The sequence below is a fragment of the Arthrobacter sp. OAP107 genome (genome assembly GCF_040546765.1).
Lineage (GTDB): Bacteria > Actinomycetota > Actinomycetes > Actinomycetales > Micrococcaceae > Arthrobacter.
Genome location: NZ_JBEPOK010000001.1, coordinates 3044173 through 3064880, shown reverse-complemented (window position 1 = coordinate 3064880; position 20708 = coordinate 3044173). Strand labels below are relative to the sequence as shown.

At 60.8% G+C, this 20708-nt stretch carries 15 protein-coding genes and 2 pseudogenes; 9 read left to right on the top strand and 8 right to left on the bottom strand.

Annotated features, from left to right (window positions below; genetic code table 11):
- The first annotated feature begins 12 nt into the window (after positions 1-12).
- From ABIE00_RS14125 to ABIE00_RS25975, 3 genes are all read left to right on the top strand, one after another.
- The gene (locus ABIE00_RS14125; protein ID WP_354261241.1) at positions 13-4929 is read left to right on the top strand and encodes a hypothetical protein; all 4917 of its coding nucleotides are present in this window, start codon (positions 13-15) and stop codon (positions 4927-4929) included.
- 1 nt (position 4930) lies between these two features.
- On the top strand, positions 4931-6781 hold the full coding sequence (locus ABIE00_RS14120; RefSeq protein ID WP_354261239.1) for a hypothetical protein: 1851 nt from the start codon (positions 4931-4933) through the stop codon (positions 6779-6781).
- Positions 6782-7379: 598 nt separating this feature from the next.
- A complete protein-coding gene (locus tag ABIE00_RS25975) occupies positions 7380-7577 on the top strand; it encodes an immunity protein Imm33 domain-containing protein (RefSeq protein WP_502914217.1) in 198 nt (65 codons plus the stop codon).
- A 64-nt stretch (positions 7578-7641) separates the two neighbouring features.
- Here ABIE00_RS25975 and ABIE00_RS14115 read toward each other — a convergent pair whose 3' ends face one another.
- Complete coding sequence (locus tag ABIE00_RS14115) at positions 7642-8142, bottom strand: hypothetical protein (protein ID WP_354261237.1); 501 nt, start codon at positions 8140-8142, stop codon at positions 7642-7644.
- A 242-nt stretch (positions 8143-8384) separates the two neighbouring features.
- Here ABIE00_RS14115 and ABIE00_RS14110 point away from each other — a divergent pair, with 242 nt between their 5' ends.
- On the top strand, positions 8385-8507 hold the full coding sequence (locus ABIE00_RS14110; protein ID WP_354261235.1) for a hypothetical protein: 123 nt from the start codon (positions 8385-8387) through the stop codon (positions 8505-8507).
- 195 nt (positions 8508-8702) lie between these two features.
- Here ABIE00_RS14110 and ABIE00_RS14105 read toward each other — a convergent pair whose 3' ends face one another.
- The 6 genes from ABIE00_RS14105 to ABIE00_RS14080 form a co-directional block, all read right to left on the bottom strand.
- On the bottom strand, positions 8703-9083 hold the full coding sequence (locus ABIE00_RS14105) for a hypothetical protein (RefSeq protein WP_354261233.1): 381 nt from the start codon (positions 9081-9083) through the stop codon (positions 8703-8705).
- Entirely contained in the window at positions 9076-9288 is a 213-nt protein-coding gene (locus ABIE00_RS14100) for a helix-turn-helix domain-containing protein (protein WP_354261231.1), read from the bottom strand. The genes ABIE00_RS14105 and ABIE00_RS14100 overlap by 8 nt, the downstream gene beginning before the upstream one ends.
- On the bottom strand, positions 9285-9428 hold the full coding sequence (locus ABIE00_RS14095) for a hypothetical protein (protein ID WP_354261229.1): 144 nt from the start codon (positions 9426-9428) through the stop codon (positions 9285-9287). The genes ABIE00_RS14100 and ABIE00_RS14095 overlap by 4 nt, the downstream gene beginning before the upstream one ends.
- A gap of 1812 nt (positions 9429-11240) precedes the next feature.
- Positions 11241-11426 carry a hypothetical protein gene (locus ABIE00_RS14090; RefSeq protein ID WP_354261227.1) on the bottom strand — a complete coding sequence of 62 codons (186 nt, stop codon included), beginning with the start codon at positions 11424-11426 and terminating at the stop codon, positions 11241-11243.
- A 686-nt stretch (positions 11427-12112) separates the two neighbouring features.
- The gene (locus ABIE00_RS14085; RefSeq protein ID WP_354261225.1) at positions 12113-12454 is read right to left on the bottom strand and encodes a hypothetical protein; all 342 of its coding nucleotides are present in this window, start codon (positions 12452-12454) and stop codon (positions 12113-12115) included.
- Positions 12455-12558: 104 nt separating this feature from the next.
- The gene (locus ABIE00_RS14080; RefSeq protein ID WP_354261223.1) at positions 12559-12969 is read right to left on the bottom strand and encodes a hypothetical protein; all 411 of its coding nucleotides are present in this window, start codon (positions 12967-12969) and stop codon (positions 12559-12561) included.
- 394 nt (positions 12970-13363) lie between these two features.
- Between ABIE00_RS14080 and ABIE00_RS14075 the strand changes: the two genes are divergently transcribed.
- The 5 genes and pseudogenes from ABIE00_RS14075 (at position 13364) to ABIE00_RS14050 (ending at position 20174) form a co-directional block, all read left to right on the top strand.
- Positions 13364-13741 (top strand): trypco2 family protein, encoded by a 378-nt coding sequence (locus ABIE00_RS14075; RefSeq protein WP_354261221.1) that lies wholly within the window; start codon positions 13364-13366, stop codon positions 13739-13741.
- Between the two features lie 53 nt (positions 13742-13794).
- A complete protein-coding gene (locus tag ABIE00_RS14070) occupies positions 13795-17154 on the top strand; it encodes a S1 family peptidase (RefSeq protein WP_354263363.1) in 3360 nt (1119 codons plus the stop codon).
- Positions 17155-17531: 377 nt separating this feature from the next.
- Positions 17532-18602: an IS110 family RNA-guided transposase gene (locus ABIE00_RS14065; RefSeq protein ID WP_354261219.1), complete on the top strand. Its 1071-nt coding sequence runs from the start codon at positions 17532-17534 to the stop codon at positions 18600-18602.
- Positions 18603-19155: 553 nt separating this feature from the next.
- Positions 19156-19707: pseudogene (locus ABIE00_RS25970) on the top strand (AMIN-like domain-containing (lipo)protein).
- Positions 19708-19885: 178 nt separating this feature from the next.
- A pseudogene (locus ABIE00_RS14050) lies at positions 19886-20174 on the top strand (DUF4193 domain-containing protein).
- A 90-nt stretch (positions 20175-20264) separates the two neighbouring features.
- On the opposite strand, the gene ABIE00_RS14045 reads toward ABIE00_RS14050, so the two are convergent.
- Positions 20265-20474 (bottom strand): hypothetical protein, encoded by a 210-nt coding sequence (locus tag ABIE00_RS14045; RefSeq protein WP_354261213.1) that lies wholly within the window; start codon positions 20472-20474, stop codon positions 20265-20267.
- Positions 20475-20708: the final 234 nt, after the last annotated feature.

Here is a 20708-nt window from a genome sequence, read left to right as displayed (position 1 = left end):
CGGGAGAACACCATGCCTGAGTTGGACCTCACAAGCATCACGGCCGCGCGGGCAATCGTAAGAGTGCAAGCGGAGCGTGTTCGCGCCACGGCCGTGGAACTGTCCGAGGCCCGTACAGATCTCGTCCTTGCCCAGAACCGTGGCGATCTGGGTGCCATCATGGCCGCAGAAGACCTCATCGCTCGTCTATCGAGCGAAAAGATGGCAGCACAGGAGGCCCGGCATCGGGCAATAGCAGAGGTCGGCAGGCTCTCGGAGGAATTGCTGGGGTTGGTGTCCCCGGAAACCGCGGTGGGCTCTCTTTCCGGGGAGCACCCGGTACTCATGCTGCCTGTGCGTCTCGAGACCCGGTTCTTTGATTCCAACAAGACGCTCAAAGTACGCATCTTTCCAGACCAGGCGCACATAACTGCCCATGACTTGGCGTTAACGGCGGACGAGGAGGCCGGGCTGCGCTGGTACTGGACCCACCGGTGGCCGGAACGTGCCACGTCGGCGGAGCCCGGCGGCAGTGAGGCTGGTGACCGGCTGGCCGATGAAGCCTGGTCGGAGCTATGCCGCCGTTTCCGTCCGGGCCGGGCCGCATTTCTTGTGCGGACCTACCCGCCCAAAAATCTCGGTGAACCAGCCGATGACAACAGCCCACTACCTCAGTGGGATGGACTGCCACGCAGGGCACAGGAATTTAGCGAGGCGGCCCGGGCCACGCTCCTGCCGGACCGCTGGTGCGTTCTGGGTTTCCGACGCAATCCCAAAGGTGTCCACAAGGAGATCTTCCGGGTCTGGGGATCCGCAGTTCCGGACAGCTTGGCCGCTGGCCCCTCTCCGGATCCGGGTAAGCCTGGCGAAACCGGAGGCATCCCGGATGAACCGGGCCTTCGGTGGCTCCACGATCCAACAAAGGCCGAAGAGGACGGCATGTTGGTAACGGTCACACAAAATAACGTTGTGGCGGGTGTCCGACTTGCCGATGGAGTAGACCGGTTAATTGCCCTTGGCGTGGACTGGACGTTGGATCCGGCACAGGCGGCGGAAGCCGTCCAAGACCATCTGGCTTCGCTAGCTGACGAAGGGCAACTGGCATTCATCCCCCAAGGCGTCCCAACGAACTCCAGCAGTACGGACCGCAGTGGATTTTCGACTTCGGTGGGGACCGCGGCACGGGCCTACGCACCGCACAAGGTACCGGCTCAGCTGCCGCCCGGTTCAGCGGCGGCAGTCACGGCAGCAGCCCTTGGTCTGCCGGAACAGGCCCTGTCCGCCATCCCGGGTGCGGCGCTACGGGAGCAGGCATGGCACAGCGCACTCGTGGATGCACTATGGCCGGCCACTGCGGGGTACTACCTCACGGAGATGCTGGACCCGGTGGCCAAGGACCCGGAGTTGAATGCCGCATTGCGTAACCACGCGCGTAGCTACCTCCGGGCCTCGGGACCCATTCCAACCCTTCGCATAGGAGCACAGCCCTACGGTGTGCTGCCGGTGGTAGCTCGCGCCAGATACAATCCTGGCCAAGGCCGACGGGCTGCCGCAGGCATCCATCGGGTCAGTGAGGCGTTCCGTACCCTCGCCGAACCGCTCGTGACACAGGTTCCCCGGCTGGCACACATTTCCAGTCGAGAGGACGTTGATAACACCTTCTTGGCTCTTCTGCAGCGAACACCGGTGCCCTGGTCGCTGACGTTTCGGCAGCTTATTGGGCCGGTCCACCGGCGGTACATGAGCGTCTATTGGGATCGCTTGGCTGCCTTTCAGCGGGATATCACAGCCACAATCCTTGCGCAGCTGCAGTGCTATGAGCTCACGCTCTTGTCTGAGCTGACCCATGATGACCGCGACCATCCGCTAGACGTCCCTATGGTCCTGCGCCCCGAACCCACGCCCGAAGATCCAAAAGCCGTCGGCACCGGCTACTTGGCGGAACTACTGGCGTTGATTTCGCGCGATGATGGCCGAACGCTGTTGGACGGCCGCACCAACTCCGTGGCGTTGTTGGAGGCGTTCCTGGCCTATGCTGCAGTCCGTGAACTAGATGCGGCGGGAGCATCAGTCATCAGGGACGGCTCGCAGGGGTTGGGCCTTTCAAAAGAGTTTTTGAACTATATCAATCGGACTTCCGACAAGATCCCCTACACGCTTCGGGTCGAATCCACAGCTGTTGCACCGGCCGCGCCAGGGTCAAGCGTTCCAGTCCCGACCACGCCTGCGGAATTCGCAGCCACGGTAATTCCGGCCCTGACGGGGCAGCAGAGCATTTCCGGTTTGGTGGCGGCAAGACTTCGCAGTCAACTAGGCAAACTGGACGTAGTAGGGGCGGCCCCTGCCGACCCCCTGCATACACTTGCACGCTTTGCCACCGACGTCACGAACCTGCAGGAGGCTCCCGCCGACCAGTTGGAGTGGGCCTTCCGAGGGACACTTGACCTGTACTCGACCCGGCTCGATGCCTGGATCACGTCGCTGGCCGCTGACCGGCTCGCAACCAACAGGGAGGGGAAGCCCGCTGGCCTGCACGTGGGTGGATGGGGCGTAGTGGAGGACCTGCACCCCGATGGCACCACGCCCGAAAGCATGGGCTTTGTCCATGCCCCCTCACTAGCGCAGGCGGCTTCCCTGGCGGTGATGCGCAGCGCCAGGCAGTCGCACCGCGGAGAGGACGGAAAGGTGTTCGATCTCGACTTGTCTTCGAAGCGGGTTCGTCAAGCCTTGGCTGTCATCGACGGCATCGCCGCGGGGCAGCGTCTGGCCGCCCTGCTAGGCTACCGTTTTGAGCGGTCATTGCAGGACCGAGATGTGCGGCTTGCACAGTGGATTCTGCCCTTGCGGTTGGCCTGCCCGCTCCGCAGCGATGCACCGGACGGCCCGGGGGAGCAGGAGCCCGTGGAAAAAATTGCTGCCCGGGACGTGGTCGACGGTGTAGCCTTGCTCGCGCGGTGGTCCACCGACGGTGCAGGCCTTTTGGCTGATGCCCAGGTAACAGCGGCGGACCGCACTGCCGTGGGCGCCGTCCTTGATGACCTTGCGGCGCTTGCAGATGCGATAAGCGATGTGTTGGTGGCCGAGTCTGTGCACCAGGCAACCGCCGGAAACCTGGATCGTTCGGCGGCGGCCTTGGCCGCCCATGACCGGCAGGGGCGCCCACCCCAACCCGAGTTCGTATCGACGGACCGGAGCGGTCCGCAGGTTCTCCACCGCACAGGTGTTTGGCTTCCCACCGATGGCACCACACCCGGGTCAGGTTGGCCCGAAGATCTGGTGTCGATCGCGGAGCCTCGCCTAGACCGCTGGCTGGGTAGGGTGCTGGGACGACCCTCCCAATGGCGGATCCAGGCCCAACTGATCCGTCCCCCGGCGGAAGCGGTCGGCTTACCCCTGTCCATCCCACTTCAGGCCGTAGGCTTGGACGAGCTGGGCTTGAGTGCCTTGGCGACGGTGTTGGCAGCCCGCCGCCCGGGAGTGGGCCAGCCGAGCGAGCTGGAACTCAGGTTTAGTGCAGCGTTCCGTGCCCAGGTGAAGGCAGGGCAGCTTGAGCCCTTGGCTACTGACCGGCTGGAGATCCTTGCCCCCAGCATGGCCCTTTTGCTTGATCTGGCAGGCTGGGCGGCCGACGTTGTTGACGCGGCACCCCTCAAACCCGCCGACCTGACCTCGGCCTCAGACGTTTCTGCCGGAGCACAGACCTCGGCGGCCGCCGTGGACGGCGACGAGGCGGCCGACCGGGCAGACCGGGTCAGGGAAGCCGCCAGCGGTTTGATCCACACGTTGGCCGATGCGCTGGCTGCGCTGCGGGCCGTTGTCCCCGCGGAGATTCCGGTGGGGGGCACACCGGATTCCACCGAATATCGCGCAGTAGCAGCCGCGCTGACGGATGTCATGGTCATGGCCGGCCCGGATGCACTCCCGCAGCCGGAGGACGGTCCTGATTCCGCTCAGTTGAACTTAGCGGCGCGTGCCCAAATTATCTTGGAGCGCATGACGGCGGCCCTAGCCGCCGCGGACGCGATCCTTGGGGCATCGGACGAAGAAATCCTGGCGAGCAGCGCGCAAAGCGGTGTGGCTGGAAGCACCCCCTCGGCCCCCTATGGCGCTGCGTCCCTGGGGGCGCCGCCGGCTGCGGGTTCCGCGTCACCTGCGTCCCCACAGCCAGAGACGGAACCGGCCCAGTTGCTGCGGGCTAGAGGCGTGGTCAGGATGCTACTGGGCAATGGACAGCCCTTCTTGCCGGTGCTCCGGTTTATTGACCCCTTGCCATTGGCGGCGTCCCTGTCCGATCGGTCGGCCCTCACCGGATCGGAACCAACAGCGCTCCTGACGTGGCTGCATCGCGCGGCCCTGGTCCGTCCAGCTCTGGACCCACTCGCCGCACTGTTGGTCCACGCAGAGGCCGGCGGCTCCAATGTGACAGCCCAATTGTCTCTAGTGCAGCTTCCCCACAGGCAGGGTTCACGATGGATCGGACTGCCATTCGACGCAGGCCCGGCGCCTGCGCATGGAGCGGTGGGAGTGGTGCTCCATGCACCAGACGGCATGGACGCTGCCGCTGGCGGTGCCGGCCTGATGGTTGATGCGTGGACAGAGTCCATCCCGGCGGAGAAGGAGATCACATCCGTGGCCTTCCATTACGATGCACCGGGGGCGAGGGCGCCACAAGCCATGCTGTTGGCGGTTCATCCAGAGCCCTTGCCCGGACCCTGGGATCTGGGAATGCTGGCCGATTCCATTCATGAGGCGATGGACCTGGCCCAGTTGAGGACCTTGGGGAGTAAGGAGCTGGCCTCTTTTGCCACCTTCCTTCCCGCACTCTTTCTCCCCGACAATTACACCCGCGATGTACCAGGCATCCGGCTGCGCGAACTGTTGGAGCAAGTTGCCAAGATGAAAGCCGGCGGCCTAGTGCGCGACCATATTCTTGGGAAGATGGTGAAATAGCATGCCAGTGAACATGCCGGACTGGAACGACGTACGGGCCACCGTTGATGCCAATCTCCTGAAGTGGCGGGCCGAGCCTGCGATTCCCAGCTGGTCCCGGCTGGAGCCCCTAACCCTCACCAGCGGAGACCTGCTGCCCGGGGCACAGGCGCACGTCGCCGATCCACTATGGATGCTCGGGCGCCAATGGCAGTTCGACGAGCTGCACGGTGAGGATGCGGGATCACCCGTCCGGGCCACTGTCGAAGCGGAATCCGCCCCGCTAAGCCAGTTCCGCTCCGGCACCGAGCGGGACTCGCCCGGCACTGTCACAGTCCGGCTACCGGCTCAAGGGGAGCCATCAATGCCTTTGGAGGTGTGCGCCGAGGCAGAAGTCCCGCCAGTGCTGGCCCTCCGGCTTAGAACCCAATGGGGATTGCACCTCACGCGGCTGCTGCGCGGCGCTGGTCTGCATGAGGCTGCTGACGCCTTCATCGAAGAATTTCCTCCACCTGCGACACCAGACGGCGCGCCCGAGGATCCGGCTGGAGATGCCCGCCTGCGCCTTGCCGCCGGACGGGTCCCCGATGGTGCCGCGGTGCTGTCCGCCTTGGATTCGTTCGACGACGGTTCGGGCGGCCTGTCCGGGCTGCCCCCAGCCGTCAATGCAACAGCAGCTGCCCTGCCCCTTGTAGCGGATTGGCGGAATTGGGCAATTTCGATGTTCGCTGCCGGGACGGGGTCGTCCTGGAATCCGCACCGCCTAGAGTACAGCTTCGGCGTCCAAGCTGATTTCAGCGACGGGCCAGTGGTGCTTGCCATGGATGAGTACACAGGCGGCGCCTTGGATTGGTTTCATGGTGACCTGCGTGAAGGAAACTTGTCAGATTCGGTACCCGGTCAGCCCGATCTGCCTGGAGCCCCTCCTGCACCCGTACAGATCCGGGACACGACCCTGCCAGCGCCCGTACAGTTTGCTGGCATGCCCAGCAACCGGCTCTTTGGGTTTGAGGACTCTGCGGTCTACTTAGGAGGTGTCCAAGCGGGCCGAACTGACCTGGTACGGCTTGCCGTCGCCGAATTTGCGCTGGCCTTCAGCGTCGACTGGTTCCAAGTGCCGCTCAAGCTGGCCTACGGCACTGTGACTCGGGTGGACCGTCTCTCCGTATACGACACCTTTGCCGTCCAAGTGGAAGTAGATCCGGCCGCCGAGTCGACCAACCCGGGGTGGGCAGCCTTCCGGTCGACCCCCCTCACAGACAACTCCCGCCTGTCCAGAATGTTTGTGCTGCAACCAACGGCCCCGAAGGTTCTGGAAGGACAGCCCTTAGAAGAAGTAGCACTGTTTCGGGACGAGATGGCAAATATCGTCTGGGCAGTGGAACGGATCGTACCGGGGTGGGGCTCTGGGGAACCGGTGTCGCGTTCTAGACAGGCAGCAAGAGTGTCGTTGCCCCAGCCGGAACCTGAAGATTTGGGCGACGCGAGGATCGTCTACCGCCTGATGACCCCTGTGCCCGAAAACTGGATCCCCTTGGTGCCAGTGCGCAGTGAACCGCAAAATCCAACCTCGAACCATGTGTTGGAGCGAAGGCCCATGCTGCAGTTCCCACCCGACGGATCTGTTCGGCTGGTCCATCCAATGGGAACGGTACTGTTATCTGATCCGGCGGTGAACCGTGCCACAGACCGTCTCCAGATTGCAGAGGCGGAGGTGCCGCGCGAGGGTGCGGTCGTAACCAAGACATTTCAGCTGGCCCGTACTGCGGGCGGCGGGACAGTATTGTGGATGGGCCGCCGTGTCCGAATTGGACAAGGGGAAGGATCTAGTGGATTGCGCTTCGACACCGCGTTGCCGCCCGGAGGCATATAGACCTACGCAGGTCGAAGGTTGGCAACCAGTGCTGACGCCCAGAATCAGTGCGTTTTCGGCCACTCGCCGCCCGTATCAAACGCCGACCTGCGGGTGCACAGGTAAAAGGGCTTGTATCTCGTGTTAATGCTGGCAAGTGGCGTAACAGAACACGGTGCTCAGCGGCTCAATAAGATTGCTAGGACAAGCTGCAAAGCCGGAGCGGAGCTATGAGATCTCGGCTTAATTTCAAGTTGTTTCCCTTTCCAGGGCGCACAGGGCTGCACCGGTCTCCCCGAGTAGCCCGACGAGCCTCCCGGTTGTACGACTCCTTCGTGGAGAGGCCGGTTCTTGGGGTCAGCGAAAAGCACAGGGGCCTCCACGAGGGCGATGCGCCGGCGGGGCGTCAGGGCGGCCGCCGACTCCTCGATTAAGCCGAGGGTTACTCGTCCCGGGGGCGTATCATCTGTCGGTGACGGTCGCGGGACGTGTTGATGTGGGACGAGTAGATTCCGCCTGCGGCCATGGTTTCAGGGAAGAATGGCATTATGCCGGCAATTGAAAAGGATGACGTGCTCGTGCGTCAAGATCCCTAGTCTCGAGCGACTGGGATTGGCCCGTGCACGGGCTTCGTCACCTACCCGCTGATGGCACAAGTGGTTGGTACGTCTGGACGGGCGAACTTTTGGCAGATGATGACTTTTTCCAGCCATGGCACGCGTCTCATCTCTTGGAGCAATGCCCGGAGATTGTCCACCTGATGCATCTACCACCGGGAACCCGATTCCTCGTGGCGCCCGGATACGAGGACATGTAGGAGGATCCTTCGCTACTCGATATCTAGTGGCCCACGGGTAAATTCTGAGCGGGGAGTGATTGTGTCAGAGCCGACACGTATCCAGGTAGTTTGCCGATGCCGCCAGTGCGTGGCGATCAATTGTGGCTGGGGAGTAGCCAAGGGCTTCGGCGATGATTGCCACGGGGGCGAATTTGGTGAGTTCGTGGAGGGTTCCGAGTCTCGCCGCCCTGCTGCTGAACGAAGCGCTGAGCTGCTCCGTGAGGGTTGACGCCTGGAGGTGCTGGCCTGGTAAGCCTCCTCGGAATACCCAGTTGCTGTTGGGGTGGGCTGCTGTCTGCTGATGGGTTGGCGTGGCTGCGAGTTCGCGCCAGGGCTCATCAAGCGGTGCCGTAAGTGCGATTTCGACGGTTCCGAGGGTGATGCTGACGAGGTCCTTTGTCACGGTGACGTTGCCCCAAGTTAGTTGGACGATGTCGGCGACTTGTTGGCCGAAGACCAGGATGAGGATGGCTGCGGCGCGGTGTCTAGGGTTCGTGTCGGCCGTGGCTGAGATTGGTGACGAGTTCGGTTTGGCTGGCGGCATCGAGCCGCGGGCTGGTGCCGCGGCGGTGGGGCTGCAGTTTCAGGGACGGGTCGATGAGGTTGGTCCTGATTGCCCAGTCCAGGAAGCCTGACGCGATGCCTCGTGTCGTGGGGCCTTCAGCCTGTCATCGGCCCAGGTGTGCTTGATTCACTCCGGCCAGTTCGATGCCTTGTTCGGTCAGCCAGTTTCGCGGTTAGATGGCGACAGTGACTGCTTGTTTGGTCCGCAGGAACGTTCCTCGGGTGACTTCGTCCATCTGGTTCATGCGGCGCTGGTGGTGCCAGCGGATGTATCCGCGGGTGGTGTCGCGGTGGCTCGGGCTGGTGATCCGGTCGAGGGCCTGCTCGGCCCAGGCGCTGAACTAGTGCTGAGTTCATCGCGTCGCGGCAGTGCATTGTGTTCGACCAGTAGGCCGCGGACGTATTCGGGGGTGCGCGATGCCGGCAGTTCGTCGGGGCCGGCATGGGTGATCACAGGCTCGATCGCGAGTTGTTGGAGGAACTCGGTGACGTGTGGCTGCTGGATGCAGGTGAGTCCGCTGTTGGCGCGTTTCATGGACTTCAGAGCGGTGCCAACTGTCTGGAGTCCGGGGAAGGCGGCTGGTTGTCCGGTGGGCTAAGAATCCGGTCGACGGTCATGGCAGGGATGCATGACCAGCGGCGGTTGCCGGAGTGGAGTTCGTCTTCTTTGCCGGATCCGATGCAGTCGACGTTGAGGCGGACCCTGGAGCATTTGCGGCAGGCTGGTAGGGTGTCGACGCGGCCACGGAGCACGCCTTCGTGGCCGCAGGCGCAGGTGCCGCGGGTTCTTTTTGCTTGCTGGTAGCAGTAGCCGCAGATTCCGCCGTCGGGCCAACGGACAGCGATCTTGTGGTGTTGGGCGCAGCGGGCGTAGGTTTCCGGCCACTGTGCGGTGTCGCCGGCTTTACGGGGCCTAGTCATCTTCGTCCGGTGGCAGAACGCGGAGCCGGCGGGGGAGCGGCGCGCCAGGTGTAACTCCCGGGTCTTCTGGCCGTTTTGAGGCGTTGGCGGTCTTGGCGGCGCGCATCTGTACGAAGGGTTCAAACAGGTCGTTGGGCGTGCATTCGAGGATCTCGCAGACTGCTGCGAAGGTCTGGGCGGGAATGCGCTCGGGTGTTCCGGTCACGAGGCGGTGGACTTGGGCGTGGAAAGGTTGATGCTCCGGGCTTTGAGCAGGGGGAGAAGTTCGGTGGTCTTCCAGAGGTTGCGTTGGGCCGTTAGCTGCCGGAGGTTCCAGCGGTGGCCGATCCGTCGTTGCTCAGCCACGACTGTTCCCCTCACCGTCGCCCGTGCCCGGCCGCTGGGCGATCATTTTCTGGATGGTCTTCTGCTTGAAGTCCGCCGACACGGAAGTGTAGAGGGCCGTGGTGGTATGACACAAGGCTCAGACGCCGTCTTCGCTGGCCTACCCCAGGCCGGTCTGCGGCTTGAAATTTTGCGTCTTGACCTTGTAGATAAGTGGCGGGCACAATGCAGGAACTGGGGGAGTGGAAGTTTCCTTCCCCATGGGAGCCGACATGATTCAAGTGTCGAGGAGTCAAGACCGTAGCGTCCAGATAGCTGCGAGGATGCTAGCAATTGGGCTGCTTATCGCGTTTCTTGCCTTTCATTCACTCTTCGTATTCAGCCTCGAATCCATAGCAGGATCATTGGATGGTACCGAGATCACGTCCGGCACTTCACCTTCGCAAGTCGCGCAAACGCCAACAGGCCGCCCCGACTTTCCTGCAACGAATACAGCTCCGACGAACGCCGGGGTAGTGGCTGCGAGTTTTGAGCCCTCCTGCACCTATTTGAGCTGCACTTTTAGGGTGAAAAACACTGATAGAGCAAATGAAGTATGCAGGTGGGATCCTGGCGATGGAAGCCCGTCCCAGGAGCTGCCATGTGGAAGTCCTTTCGCCTACGAGTTTAAGGACGCTGGTTGGCACTCTGTGAGGCTGACCCATGCCAATGGAGAGAGCGTCACGGTGCCTGTGTTGGTCGAGGACCTGCCAGGTTCCACCACGAGCGCCCTACCAGGGTCCAGTACAGCGAGCGTGACGAGTTCACCTGTCCCAACGGGGAGCGGTTCCGTGCTGCCAAGTACAAGGGAACCGTCACCATCCAGCGGCTCAGCTGTGCCCACGGCCAGTGGGTCGTCTGGATCAACAAATCCTGAGCCGACTTCGACAGGCAGCGTCGGGGATGAAACCAGTGCTTACCTAAAGAAATGCCTCAAAGGAACAATCGCCTATCAGCCGCCTTCACCAATGTGGCAAGGTGAGGAACGCGAATTTGTTCTTCGCGTCGCATTACAAGGCTCGCCAAAGAACCCTAGTTCAGGTCTCCCCTCGGGAGGGCCAGCGGTAACAGAACACCCTCAGCTCTGCAGTCAAATGCGGGCAGATCTGACAGGCTTAGGTTTTGATATCAGGCGGCGTGGTGATACCACAGGACTGATGTCCCTGCCAAGTGACGGAGTAGGGGAGTGGGGATGGTTCATCACGCCACGGGAATCAGGGCGACGGACCCTGACCCTGCATCTGATCGCACCTCTGCCTAGGGGCGGAGAGTACGAAGTGGAGACTTATAGGAAGGACATTGAGGTAAATGTCGGCGTTCTCTACGTTGTAGGCGTGGCAGTTCGCGAATGGGCAGTGCCGTTAGGAATAACGTTGCCCGTAGTCGTGGGCGCAGTGAGCGCTTTGTATCTGCGATCCAGAAGCAACAGATACCAAGCAAAACATGCGTCGAAGACGGGCTTTGAGTAAGCGCCGCCCAAGGCTGGCGGGTGTCTTGCATTCCAGACCGGAGGAGCGGGCACCTCAAGCGGCGATGTAATCGGTCTCGGCGCCGTTGCCTAGTGCTCCAAGGCTCAAAAAGAGGTGTGCACAACATGCACACCCTGGGCTTCGGATTCGGTTGTATCGCCGTCGGACTGGTTCGGATTGGGGATGTTTTCGGGGGAGCGGCGGATTTACGGGGGGAGCGGCTGGTTCGAGTCCCACCTTGGGCACGTGTTATCCCTGGTCAGGGGCTTTTTAGCCTCTGAGTGTGGACAAGTTGTGTTGTGAAGGGCCCCTTCGGGGGCCTTTTTCATTGCTGGCCGGGTGCCTCCTTGCCTGCCTGAATCGACGGTGCGTTCTTCGTTACCTGTTCATGGACGTTCAGCGCTTGGGCGGCACGACTTGAGAAAAATCTGGCCCGGTTTTCTGTTTCGGGTTTTTGGTACTTCACTGGGTTTGCTCCTGTCCGGTTCGTGCTGTCTTCCTGTTTCTTCATCGTTACCTCCGGCGTCTACTGCATGACTCTGTGCACCTTGGGCGGTGTCCGTGGTGAGGTGCCGGCTGCACTGTGTATTCTTCATGCCTGTTCATTGCCTCCGTGCTGGACAACAGCATGACGCTCGGGGTTTGGAGGCGCGCCATCCCGAGCGGTAGTGCCTGCTGCCTGGCTGGTTGCTCATGTCCCTTCATTGCCCATGCCGTGGACAGCAGCATGACCGAAGTCGATGAGAGCTCGTGTGTCTGCAGAGGGCTTCGCTGATGGCCGATGAGGTGCGGGCGTGCCGTGGTGGGCATGGCCGCGCTTTTCGCGGGCACGATAGCCGGGGTACCGCAAGTCGGTGAAGCCGGACAGTGCGCCCGTGCATTGATGGACGTCCTGGCGTACGAGTGAGGGCCGAGTAGGCTCGCCGGAGTAGCCCTAATGGCACACTTAGCGGGTTGTAAGTGGGGCAGGGCATATGGCTATCGAGAGGGCCGTATTCACGCGGATTTTTCCAGCAGGGGAGTTGCTGTGAGGTGTTGCACCAGGGGACCGGCTTACGCGACTGAAACTGCGCCAGTACCGAGCTCGGCGCGCCTACGTCTCCACAATGAGCTGTTATGGGTTTGGTTTGTCCGAACGTCCTCAGGTGCCGGCGGCCACGGTTTTCATTTGTGCGGCTGCCGGCACCGATTCGATGGTTACGAGGCGACCAGGGTGCCGTCCACGACGGCTTCGAGTTCGTGCAGACGGGGCAGCGCCCGCGTGGTTAGCAGCTGCTCACGGGTCTCGGATGAGACTGCGAGGCTGTCCTTCCACAGCGAGCGGCCGGCCATGGCGCCGCCTGCTCCGTTCGCGACTGCGATCTCTACCTGCTTGATGAACGTCTCGTGGTCGACTCCGGCTGATAGCACTGCCCAGGGAACCCCTGCGGCGGCTTCGGTGACTGCGGCGCTGGCTTCGGCGGATCCTGGGTACTGGAGCTTGAGGACTTTCGCGCCGCATTCAACGGAGAGCCGTGCTGCGTCTGCAACGAGGCGCATAGAAGCGCCGATAATGGAGATTTCGTCGATCTAGGGGAGTGGTCCGACACCAGCGGACTGTTGTAGGGTGTAGCGCGCTTGGAATGTGCCGTCGTCGGCGTTTGTCAGTCTTCAAGGACTGCACGAGCTGTTGCCGCGTCGTGCAGGTCTGACAGGTACTTTTCCTGTTTTTCGATTTTGCGGCGGTAGAAGTCATGGGCGGCTTGTTTCGTGATCCCGAGCGCTTCACCGATTTGGGCCCAGGTCGCGCCACCTTCGCGGCGGATTTTCATGACGTACCAGCGCCTTCCCGTGAGCTGCTCGACGGCTTTCGCGTTGGCACGCAGCCCTTCCAGCGCTGCGACTTCTGATACCTGCGCAAGGAACTGTGCCGCGGCCTCCCGCGCCTGGTCGCTGCCGGTCGCTGAGATTTCGCGCCAGGTCTCGCCGCGGTTGAAGTCTTCCCACACTTTGAGCAATTCGCGGACATCACCGCTGTTAAGAGCTTGCTCGACGGACACTGCATTATCATCCATTTCGTCAAATCAGCTTGACGTGTTCCGAGGGTCAAGAGCTAAAGGCTCGTGCCGGCGAGATCGTCTTTGAGGCCTGCCGAATGGACGAGGGGCATCGCTCGGGGTGAACCAAGCCGAGCAAGTAGATGCATGCCTCTCCCGTGTAATGACGGCTCGGGGAGAACGCCGATAACGGGGACTTCGCGGCTAGCGGGGCGCCGGCTTCTACCGTGCAAGTCTGACGATTTCGGCGGAAGCCGCTTGCCGTGCCCAATGCCGCGACCAGATCTCGTCTCTCATGCTCGTGACAGTAGGACGTAATCCTCACCCACTTCATTGACCCAGTAATCAATTGGCGAAAGGATAGACCTCCTATAGGCACTCTTGCCTCAATGCGAGCGAAAAGGGGATGACAATGACGTCAAAGGAGCATGAACCGGATGGTTTCGTGGGTTTGGCAGATGCCATTGAATCGCTACGTAATGAGCTATACACGGCGATGCTCACTAGCTCCCACCGTGACATGCGCTTCCGGGTGCCCGCCATTGAGCTGAACCTTGAGGTCGCAGTGACAAATAAGGCCGGTTTAGGCGGCGGCATTAAATGGTGGGTAGTGGAGGCGAATGCAGAATATTCGCGGGAAAGCATAACAACGCAATCGCTAAAATTGGAACTAGAACCAATATTTGTTGATGCTGACGGAAATGAAATAGATGCCCTGATTGAGGGTGAGAGAAATCCTGACGAAGGCGACCGTCGTTCTCAAGACATGGTTGAGGGTGGCCACAGATAGTGGCGCACGCCTCACCAATAGGTGCCGACAGAATCGCGTTAATTACATACTGGATGTCGGGGACGGAACATATTGGTTCTGGGCTATACGTAGGCACAGGTTCAGACGGCAGCGCTCGTATTCTGACCGCCAATCATGTCGCTCGGTCTTCGGCACTTTCTGTAGAGCTCCGGGGACAGAAACTCAGGGCATCCGTGCTGGTGACTAGCGGGACAGATCTCATAGATCTAGCCGTGCTTAGCGTTAGCGGGCTACCACCGCTGGGTATGTTGCCCGTTGCGCTCCTCGGTCAGGACCGAAATAGCGTCATTCGTTCCTGCACCGCGGTGGGTTTTCCCGAGTTTAAGGTGGGTGCCGGCCGGATGCGCCGCTCCGCACATGTTGAGGGCGAGATTCCAATGTTGGACGGCTTGCTAGAAACCGGTTCGGAGGGGCTTCAACCAGGACATGCGGCCTTCAAGATGGTGGTTTACCCTTCGGACGAATTGACCAAAAAGCCATGGAGCGGCATGTCGGGCGCCGTTATCGCTGACGAGCATGGACAAGTAATTGGCGTCATACGGCACCACAACGAACTCGAGGGGGCCGCGACACTGGGGTTCACTCCCTTGTCTGCCATTGACCAGCTTTCCACTGACCGGCAAGCTCGATTCTGGGACGCCCTTGGTGTCAGCGATCCGAAGGCACTTGCCGTCATACCGCAGACAGAACCCTATAAATCCTCGCAGGAGGTGATGCTAGAACACCGGCTTGCGACTTACAGGAACAGGAATCGGGGCCGAGAAGCGTTTATCAATTCTGAGGCATCTTCTATCAGTGAGGCTTACTTTGCAAACAATTGGCGCACGGACCAGCAATCGAAAATCGAGAAGCTGAGGCACTATTCCTCGTCGATTAATGAACTGGAAAGTTTCGTCCAGAAGGCCGGTGAGATCCCTTGGAACGGTACATATGAAACTATACGTGACGCCTTTACCCGGTTTGATTTTCAAAAGATGGCGTCTACATTCGGAAGGCTACTACAGGAGGCGTCCCGTAAGGACGGTACGGACCGCACGCGGATGGATTTGTACGCTAACGCCAGGCGTATTGCGAGATTACTCCACTCTGAGTGTTACGATCCAAAATACGGGGCGCTCTTGGCGATTATGGGGAGCTGGGGTGCGGGGAAGTCCCGGTTGATCCACGAGATCGAGGCGTCCTCTAGCCTGGACCAGGAAAGACTGATTCTCAACTTGACGCCGACTCACTCGACGGAACTTGAAGTCGATGTTCTGACTAAGGCCAATGCGATGCTGGACGTCGACTTTGGAAGAATCGCGGATTTGGCAGAGCACCTGGAGACGCGGCTCCATAAATACCTAGTCATCATCCTAGATGACTTTCATACTGCAGCCGAGGCCAACAGCAACTTGCTACAAGCCTTCGAGCAGGTAGTAGCCGAATGCACGCTTTTTCCCTCCATTCGATGGATTGTTACCGCCGATGTTTCTCACTTTGATAGCATCGTGCATCGTCATCAAGAGAAGTTCTGGCTGCAGTACGCCTACCAGCCATCAGAGAACGCAGGAGTCGGTTGGCTCGATTTGGATGCCAACAATCTCCGCCATCGGGTCGGATTTGGAGTACTGCATTCGGTTCACGACGACCACCTTGACGCGCAGCTACGGGAAGTCGAGCGAGACTCGTCGCTCTTCGATCAAGGCTTGCAGCTGCTGTGTAATCCGTTGCCGGCGTGGCTATGCCTTGAAAGGACTGGACCGAGGTCGCGAAGTCTGGACGTCGGGTTAAATCACCAGGACTTCGTTCGCGCATACTGGGATGCTTGCATGGCAAGCCTAACGCGACTCCCGACAGAACAAGATGCGATTCGACGCGTATTTGGCCTGCTCGTGCGGAGAACGGCTGAGCAGCCGTCACAATTGCGTGTGTCCGAGGAAGAAATATTCACCTATGTCCGTGAGCATGCACGCTTGCCGGAGCTGAGCCAGCCCTCTGATGTAAAGCACTTCCTTGGCCTTCTGGTGGATGCGGGGCTCTTATCCAGGCTGAGTAAGGGCGTGGATGAGGATGGCATCGAACAATTTGACATGCATCCATCCATTGCGCCTGTATGGGCAGACCATATTTCGCGCACACTTACAAAGAGAGAAAGCACAACTGCAGCCCCAGGCGCGCTGGGAACCATTCTGCTGCAATGGGGGCAATTGGCGAGTGATGGGGATTGGCTCGCAGAGGCAGTCTGTGAGTTTTATCTGGAGTTCCTGCCCTGGGATAATGACGCTGAAGCGAAAAGTAGGCGCATCTGGACAGAGTGGGCAGGAAGTCCAAATCTTGCCAAACCACCGCTCCTTCTGGCAGCGATTTGGGCGCCTGCTGCTGCACAAAGTGCTCTTGCAGCGTTGATGAGGTCCGGCCAACTTCGATTGGCTTCCAAGCGTGAGGTCTTTGCGCTCCTGAGGCTTGTTGGTTTGGCCTCATCTGAACAGTGGCGCTGTCATCAGCGACTCTACGCTCTCGCCCCCTACTACTCGGTCTTAGGTGAAGAGGGGTTGGGAGACTACTTTGCCTACATGGCGGCACAAGTAATATCCGCTCCGCAACTTGTCACCCGCCGAGAATACGCTTCGGTCTTGCTATCTCTCTTCGACGTTGACCATGTCGGGGACACAAGACCGATTGTCAGAAGTCTCGTAGAAACTGGTGACAGGCTCTTCAATGAATCTGTGATCATCTGGCTACTTGAGCTTCTAAAATTCTTCCGAAAGGAAGGAGAAGCTGGTACCCGACGTGTCCTCAAGCATTCTGATGAGGGCGACTTGGGAAATCAGACCCGCATCGGACGCGAGCACCGTCGAGTTGAGAGTTTTTCCAAGCAGCTGGGCCATGCTGTAGTAGCAAAAATTGTCACTGATCATGGGCTCTTGGCCGTCGATATGTTTCTTGACGCAGGTTGGTATGCGGCGGACAGGAAGTCAAACCTGAGGCCAGCCATCGCCTTGCGATTGCAGACCGATGCGAATGTTGAAGTTGGCAAGCTCTTTAAGCCCCATAGCACGGAGTTGGCGAAAGCCTACATTTCGGTCATCAAGGATTTGGTTGACGGTAAGAAGAAAGGACGTCGAGGAGAAGTTAGGTACAGCCGGGGTGAGCAGCGGCTAATAGCCTTTTTCTTGATTCGGCATTCCCGCCCCACGAACGGGGATCAAGCCGTATCGGTGGATGAGCGACTAAGGCCTATGCTCGCAACGGTCGCCGACGATCCAGACGTGCAGAAATACGCCAGCAAGTGGTTGCCTGGTATGTGCAGGGCAAATGGCATCCGTTTCGCTCCGCACGGAAACTGGAGACTCGAGTCGCCAGACCGCGGTGACGGGTCCAGTTCAAGGGGTGGCCGGCGACGTCGGAACTGAACCTTCTTGGAGAGCACACCGATGTCCGTCATGGTCTCGCGGCTACTTCTACTCCCGTTAGTTGAACGCCTGTGAGGATTGGGGTGGCTGGTCTGTGACTGGCTGGCAGAGTAAGTGCAGGCCGTTCCACCCGGTGGTCGTGACTCATCTGAACGCTTGGCCCCGTCCGGGGGTGTCCTGCTATCGACATGTCCGTGTGCTGGGTGGGCGGCCGGCACCTGCCCGGCCCACCTCGGTGACTTGATCAGAAGATTGTCCGCCTCCGTGCGGGGCGTGGCTCGTCACAGTGCTGTTCCGAAGTGACCTCTACCCGGACTGGTACCGGCCCGTAACGGCTCCGATCATTTCCGCTGAATGAGGAAGGTGCCAGAACCGTTATGACTATCGTTGCGTATACCCACCCGTTTGTCGTGGGTTTCGATACCCGCGCCCGGAAGCATGTCTTCGCCATCATCGCCGTGCCCAGCGGGGAACGGATCGATAGCCGGGATTTCCCGGCGACCGGTGCAGGCATCAGTCGCGCTATTGCTTGGGTCGCCCGTCGGACCGAAGCGGATCTGGCGACTCTGTGGGTGATCGAGGGCGCCGCTTCCTACGGTGCTGTGCTGGCCGGGGCTGTCGCTGCTGCCGGTTACCAGGTGGCCGAGGCTGCGCGTATGGATGCTTTGCCGCGTCGTGGGGTTGGTAAGTCGGATCCGCTGGACGCGCACCGGATCGCTTCTGCGGTCCTTTCGTTGGAAGAGGATATGTTGCGCCGGCCACGGTTGAACGAAGGGGTCCGCGCAGCGTTGCGTGTCCTGATCAGTGCGCGGCATTCGATGACAACCGACCGGACCAGGACCGTGAACGCGTTAACTGCGTTGCTGCGGACCAATGATTTGGGTTTCGATGCGCGCAGCTCGTCGACCAGAAGCCAGATCCTGGAGGTGTCCCGATGGCGGGCCCGTGAAGATCCTCTTGCGGTGTCGGTGGCCCGCTCTGAAGCCGTCAGGCTGGCCAAGCGCATCGGCGACCTTGACGCGGAGATCAAGGCAAACGGCTCCCGGATCACCGAACTGGTTGAGGTAAGCGAAGCCGCGCCGCTGCTGCAGGAAGCCGGCTTCGGACCTGTCACGGCAGCTATTTGTCTCACCGCCTGGTCGCATCAAGGCCGGGTACGCTCCGAGGCGGCTTTCGCTTCTCTGGCCGGGGTCAACCCCATTCCCGCTTCATCCGGCAATACCGTTCGTCATCGGCTCAACCGCGGAGGCGACAGGACTCTGAATAAAGCCCTTCACATGGTTGCTCTGACCAGGATGGCGTTCGATCCGGAAACCATCGCATATGCAGCAAAACGGCAGGCCGAAGGGCGGACCAAGAAAGAGATCAGACAGTGCGTGAAACGCTACCTCGCCCGGCGGATCTACCGCACACTCAATGCCAACAGCCTCCAGCCATTACTGCCTTGACAACCATAGAAGCGCCGATAATGAAGATTCCGTAAATCTTTGGGGAACTACCGCAGGGCTCTCTGCTTCCGATGCGCTTATCCAATGCCGCCTGATCGGTGCAGGCACGAACTAGCCGGTCGGCATGTGGCCGCAGCACTGCATGCGCTGGGCGGAACCGGGCTAGTGGGGCGGTTTGATGCTGTTGCCTTCTTCCCAGGCGATGCCGGTGCTGGCGCGAAGGTTGAATTCCCGCAGCGGATGTCGTTCAGGTGGGAGCGTCCGACTGGAACTGTGTGCCACGGCTAGGGATCCCGAGTGCCAATAACGGACCCGGAGTGCCCTGCTCTTGCCTACCGTGCGTATTGCCCGTTACCGGCGGTAACAGCCGTGTGGAGAAAGGGCCACAAACGTCTTTCGACGGCCCCGAAATGCGCCCCGGAATCACGGTCCCGTGATTGGACTCCCGGTCGCCTAACGGTTGCACCAAGAACCGGAAACATCCCTCGTCGCGGGCTGTTGGCGCTCCTACGCTGGAGTCATCCCGTCACTCACACCCACAAGGGGTACGCACATGAAAATACTAAGCGCCTGGCTCACCGCCATCATCATCGCACTCGGGCTGGGCCTCCTGGCTTCGGGGCCAGCCTCCGCGGCCACTTCCTACTGCGGACTGGTCTGGAGCTCACTGGCCAAGTCCAACCAGGCCATGAGCGCCGCATCAGTAACCAACATACGCTCAGGACAGCACACCTGCTTCGACCGGTTAGTGATCGACATCAAGGGAAAGGCAGCCGGCTACAACGTCCGCTACGTCTCAAGGGTCGTACAGGACGGGTCCGGACTGCCCATCAAGCTGAGGGGCGGCGCATTCCTGCAGGTCACGGCCCACTAACCCAGCTATGACAGCGCCACGGGCAAGGCCACCTTCGCACCGGCGAACCGCTCCGAGGTGAGCAACGTTTCGAAGTACAAGACGTTCAGGCAGGTGGCCTGGGCAGGCAGCTTTGAGGGCCACACCACCCTGGGCCTCGGCGTCCGCGCCCGGCTACCCTTCAAGGTCTACACCCTTGCAGGTCCCGGCAGCGGATCAAAGCTCGTGATCGACGTCGCCCACCAGTGGTGACGCCAGATGTGACGACCGACAAGATCGGGTAAACGAGACAGGTATAGCGAAGCCCCGCTCCCAGGGGGAGGCGGGGCACCGCTTTGCTGCACCATGCGGCAGAGCCCAGTCGGGGAATTCTTCCCATGTCCTGTACGTTGCGGGGCCGGTAAACCCCCAACAGAAAGAGATGCCTCCCGTGGCAACCGATTACGACGAACTGCGCACCGACTTCAAGGAGTCCCAGGAAAACTCACTCGAAGCCCTGAAGTCCGCCAAAGCACCGGACGCGCAGTCTGTGGTTCAAGAGCGGACGCCCTCGACGGCCCGACCTTTGGCGGCGAGTTATTGCCGAAGAACTCGTCGTGCAGGTCATCCCGCAGGCTGACGACAAGTTCACCTGCTAATCGTGCTTCCTGGTCCGCCACCGTTCGCAGAAGGCGCGCGAGAAGGACAACCATGCCTACTGTGTTGAATGTGAGGGCTGAGCCCCACTATTGACCGGCTGTCCCGGAGCACATCCGGGACAGCATCCGCGCAGACTTCACCCCGCTGTCCAGGACCTCGCGGGGCAACCGTTATTCGTCGCGCCGCGCCCACGTATAGGGGTTTGGCTCGTGGCTGCCACGCCTGCCTTGCTCAAACCCCTGCTGCCACGCCTTTCCGACCGCGGACACCAGGGCCGCGAGCAAGGGGTAGTAGGGATGGCTCGGACCGATATAGATCATTTCGTCGGTGGCCCGGTCCACGGCGGCCCGGACTTCATTCTCGGTAGCGGGACTGCTCATGGTGCCGCCCTTCCTCCCTGGAACTTCTGCGTCCGCCTCGACGGTAACGCCTGCCTGCGGAAGCGTCCATGGGTGCAACGGCCGGCACCTGGGGGAGAAAGCGGCCCTGATAGATGCCCGCAATCAGCCCTTTTTGCGGGCACTCCGCGCCTATTTTTCAAGCACCGATATCGAGACTCCGTCAGCCTGCCTCGGTTGGGAAAACCGTGGGTGCTGATCCCGCGGAGCAAGAAG

Bases quoted from the DNA above. Each gene is read 5' to 3' on its own strand.
- ABIE00_RS14085 (WP_354261225.1), bottom strand. From the start codon at position 12,454: ATGCGCCTCGTTGCAGACGCAGCACGGCTCTCCGTTGAATGCGGCGCG.
- ABIE00_RS14115 (WP_354261237.1), bottom strand. From the start codon at position 8,142: ATGCCGCCAGCCAAACCGAACTCGTCACCAATCTCAGCCACGGCCGAC.
- ABIE00_RS14080 (WP_354261223.1), bottom strand. From the start codon at position 12,969: ATGGATGATAATGCAGTGTCCGTCGAGCAAGCTCTTAACAGCGGTGAT.
- ABIE00_RS14075 (WP_354261221.1), top strand. From the start codon at position 13,364: ATGACGTCAAAGGAGCATGAACCGGATGGTTTCGTGGGTTTGGCAGAT.
- ABIE00_RS14045 (WP_354261213.1), bottom strand. From the start codon at position 20,474: ATGAGCAGTCCCGCTACCGAGAATGAAGTCCGGGCCGCCGTGGACCGG.
- ABIE00_RS14125 (WP_354261241.1), top strand. From the start codon at position 13: ATGCCTGAGTTGGACCTCACAAGCATCACGGCCGCGCGGGCAATCGTA.
- ABIE00_RS14120 (WP_354261239.1), top strand. From the start codon at position 4,931: ATGCCAGTGAACATGCCGGACTGGAACGACGTACGGGCCACCGTTGAT.
- ABIE00_RS14105 (WP_354261233.1), bottom strand. From the start codon at position 9,083: ATGACTAGGCCCCGTAAAGCCGGCGACACCGCACAGTGGCCGGAAACC.
- ABIE00_RS14090 (WP_354261227.1), bottom strand. From the start codon at position 11,426: ATGAAGAAACAGGAAGACAGCACGAACCGGACAGGAGCAAACCCAGTG.
- ABIE00_RS14070 (WP_354263363.1), top strand. From the start codon at position 13,795: ATGTCGGGGACGGAACATATTGGTTCTGGGCTATACGTAGGCACAGGT.
- ABIE00_RS14065 (WP_354261219.1), top strand. From the start codon at position 17,532: ATGACTATCGTTGCGTATACCCACCCGTTTGTCGTGGGTTTCGATACC.